Source organism: Microbacterium sp. Bi128, assembly GCF_918698205.1.
This window is the reverse complement of record NZ_CAKKMM010000493.1, coordinates 1-3,432: the sequence shown is the minus strand read 5'-3', so window position 1 is coordinate 3,432 and position 3,432 is coordinate 1. Positions and strand designations below refer to the sequence as shown.

At 66.3% G+C, this 3,432-nt stretch carries 3 protein-coding genes; 1 reads left to right on the top strand and 2 read right to left on the bottom strand.

Translation table 11 applies throughout. From position 1 onward, the window contains the following. Positions 1-1,013 (bottom strand): cytosine permease (locus LQV45_RS21705; protein ID WP_230008774.1); only part of this gene is annotated, 1,013 nt, incomplete at its 3' end. Between the two features lie 107 nt (positions 1,014-1,120). Here LQV45_RS21705 and LQV45_RS21700 point away from each other — a divergent pair. After that, the gene (locus LQV45_RS21700) at positions 1,121-2,665 is read left to right on the top strand and encodes a PucR family transcriptional regulator (RefSeq protein WP_230008773.1); all 1,545 of its coding nucleotides are present in this window, start codon (positions 1,121-1,123) and stop codon (positions 2,663-2,665) included. 36 nt (positions 2,666-2,701) lie between these two features. Here LQV45_RS21700 and LQV45_RS21695 read toward each other — a convergent pair. Next, positions 2,702-3,432: IclR family transcriptional regulator (locus LQV45_RS21695; RefSeq protein ID WP_230008772.1), on the bottom strand; the 731-nt coding region annotated here is incomplete at its 5' end.

The window sequence follows — 3,432 nt, the reverse complement described above, 5'->3', positions numbered from 1 at the left end:
GAGATGTCCAGGGCCTGCGTGGCGACGGAAAAGGTGTAAATGTTCAAGATGTTGGTCGCGATCGGGCCGTGCAGGACCATGAGCAGCACCGGGAGGGCCAGCGCGCCGAAGTTCTGGACGATGAGTTTGCCGGGATCAATTTCACCCGTGTTGGTCGCCAGGCTGGCCCCCAGGATGCCCAGCCAGACGACCGGGATGAACTGGCCCAGCACCGAGGCGAGGTAGACCTTGCGCTTGGGCACCGAGGTGCTGACAAAGCGGGAGTAATCCGCGGCGTAGGTGAACCAGGTGATGCCCCAGCCGATGCCGATGGCCGTCATGACTGCGCTCATCGCGGCGATGCGTTCCGAGCCTTCCAGGATGTGGCCGGCCGGGCCGGCGTAGGTCCAGTTGATCTTCATGCCGAACCAGGCCACTGCCGACATCACGGTCAAGATGATGATGGTGGGCGGAACGGTCCACTTCTCGAAGGCAGCAATGGCTTTATAGCCGAACCAGGCGATGGCTACCTGTACAGCCATGATGAAGGTGGCGATGCCAATCTTCCAGGCGTAGTTCTTGGCCTCCGGGTCAACCCAGCCGAGCGTTCCGAACAAGGCCATGACCAGATCCAGGATGATCCAGGTGTTGACCGCACACCAGCCGATCACCAGAAGAGCCTGGATGCCGGCGGGCAGGTAGTTGCCGCGCCGGCCGAAGGCGGCGCGGGCCAGCACCATGCCGGTCGCCCCGGTCTTCTGGCCCAGCAGGACGAAGCAGCCGAAGAGCAGCATCCCGATGAGGTTTCCGAGGACAAGAACCGTGACGGTGTCCGCGAATCCCAGGCCAAGCTGGATGCCGAGCGCTCCGAGCACCCAGTTGATCGGGGCGAGATTGGCGCCGGCCCAGATCCAGAACTGGCCCGAGACCTTGCGGGTCCGTTGTGATTCGGGGATGGGCTGGAGCCACGCTTCGTGGTCTACGCTCGCTTCCGGCGCGGTGCCGGCAGGGGCCGCTGGGGATTTTTGACGCATGTGGAGCCTCCGAGGATGTGTGGGATTCCTCAAGATTATGTGTCGCAGGCCACATACGACTATATACAATGTGTCTAAATATACCCAGAGCAACGCGACGGAGTGTAATGTCCATCCTTCTTCAAGACGTCCTGAACCACCCGACCATGGCGGCCGCCGACCCCATTGTCCGCGCCGCGGCCAGGGCCGCCGCCCGGGCGCAGCTCCGGTGGATCCACTCCAGTGAAATCATTGATATCGCGCCCCTGCTGGCCGGCGGGGAACTTCTGCTAACGGGCGGAGAAGCCCTGGCCCTCGCCTCGGAGGAGCGGCAGGTCAACTACATCCGCCAACTCGCGGAGCGGGGCGTTGCCGCCGTAGCTATCGAAACCGGGTCCGCCCTGCCGTCCCTGCCGTCCTCAATGGTGGCGGCCGCCGAAGCAGCCGGCCTTCCGCTGATCGAACTTCGCGGGGTGGTGCCGTTCGTCGGAATCACGCAGGCCATCAATTCGATGCTGGTCAGCGACTCGGTATCGCAGTTGCGGCGGGCCGATGAGGCCAGTCACGCGATGGCCGTCGAACTGGCGCACGGCGGTGGCCTGGACCGGATCCTCGCCGTGCTGGCCGGCATCATCAATGCCGAGGTGACGCTGACGTCCATAGCCGGCGCGACCCTGGCCAGCGCAAGCCCGGGGCGGGCCGAGGCCGCCGACGTCGATGCCTCCACCGTTGGGCCGCAGGAGCAGGCACGCCTGATTCACATCGACGTGCCTATCCGCGGCATCCTTGCGGCTCAGCTGCTGCTGCGGGTCCCGGCGGACGAGGACCAGAACCTGGCCCGGACGGCCGGAAATCGTTCTGTCGACATCCTGGCCCTGGCATTGCTGCAGCGAATGTCCCCCGGGCTCAAGGAAGTCGCCGGGGCGGCCCTGCTTCGCGCGATTGATTCCGGCAGCCAGGCCTGGCGGCTCCAGCAATTGGCTTCCGCGGCCGGGATTCCGCCGGGTGCCACAATCGTGGCCATCATGGTCCGCTCCGGCATGCTCCAACACCTCCGCGCTTCTGTGGAGCAGCTCTTGGCCCGGCGGGCGCAGCCCAGCGCAACCTATGTCGATAATGCCGAGCTGCTGGCGGTGGTGGTCCTCCCGGGCGATAGTCCGCTGGACAGCAGGGACGCACTTCTGGCTGGCCTGCGGGCGCTACCGGCCCCATCAGACACGCTGGTTGCCGTCGGCCCGGTGGCCGTCGGGATTTCGGAAGCCCCATGGTCCTTGTCGGAGGCCAGGCTGACCCTGGAATTGGCGGGCGCGCTGGGGCAACCACATACGGGAACCCAAGGTCCGCACAGTCCCGTGATCGATTGCGAGGCATTCGCCGTCGAACGCCTTGCCGTGGGAAGCCTGGACCCTGGCCAACGGCGGAACTTCGTGCGCCAGCAGCTGGGGGCTCTCCTGGATTATGATGCGCAACGCAATTCCCGGCTGCTTGGCACCCTGGCCATGTGGCTGGATTCCGGCTGCAACACGGCCCAGGCGGCGAGGGAACTGCACGTGGAGCGGCAATCGATGCATCAACGGCTGCAGCGGATCTTCGAGCTGTGCGGCGGCGACCCCCGGCGGACGGGCCGGCTCGCAGCGTTGCATTTGGCCGCGCGGCTGGCCCGGCTCAGCTGACGTGCGCTCGGCGCCTTAGTCCGGGCGCGCGCCGCGTCAGCCGTTGCTGGACGCGCGCCCGCCCAGCCGGCTGGTGATTTTATCGGCCGCAGCGGCGCACGCTTCGCCCAGGTTCTGCAGAGCCTCGCGTGAGACGCGGAACCGGGGGGCCGAGATCAGGACGGCCGCCACGATGTCGCCGCGGTGGTCGTGGACGGGAGCGGCGACGCCCACTTCATCGATGGAGGATTCGCCGTAGTTGATGGCCCAGCCCCGGGCCGTCACGTCCTTGAGCTTGATCTGGTAGCCATCCAGGCCCGCATCATCGAGTCCCGGGTAGCTGATCGCCCCGCTGCGCAGGAGCACACGGACGCGTTCGACGGGCGCTGCGGCCAGGAAGACCTGCACGGAGGCGCTCATGGCGTCGGTGTACCGGGCTCCCAGCGGGGTGGTGTGCTTGATCTGGTGGTGGCTGGCAATCTGCTCCACGCACATTGACTCTGCGCCGTTCCACACCATGAGGGCGCTGGTTTCGCCGGTCTGTTCGGTGAGTTCACGCAGGACGGGATACGCCACCCGCCGTTCTTCCAGTTCGGCCAGCAACGGCCCGGCGACGGCGATCAGTCCCAGCCCCAGCCGGAAGCGGCGGGTTTCCGGATCGCGTTCCACCAGGTGTTCCTGTTCGAACGTGGCCAGGATCCGGGAAACCGTGCTCTTGTGCAGGCCCACCCGGTTGGCGATCTCGGTGACTCCGAGCAACGGTTCGTCCGCCGTGAAGGTTCGCAGCA

Coding starts and splice junctions, on each gene's coding strand:
- LQV45_RS21700 (WP_230008773.1), top strand. CDS start 1,121: ATGTCCATCCTTCTTCAAGACGTCCTGAACCACCCGACCATGGCGGCC.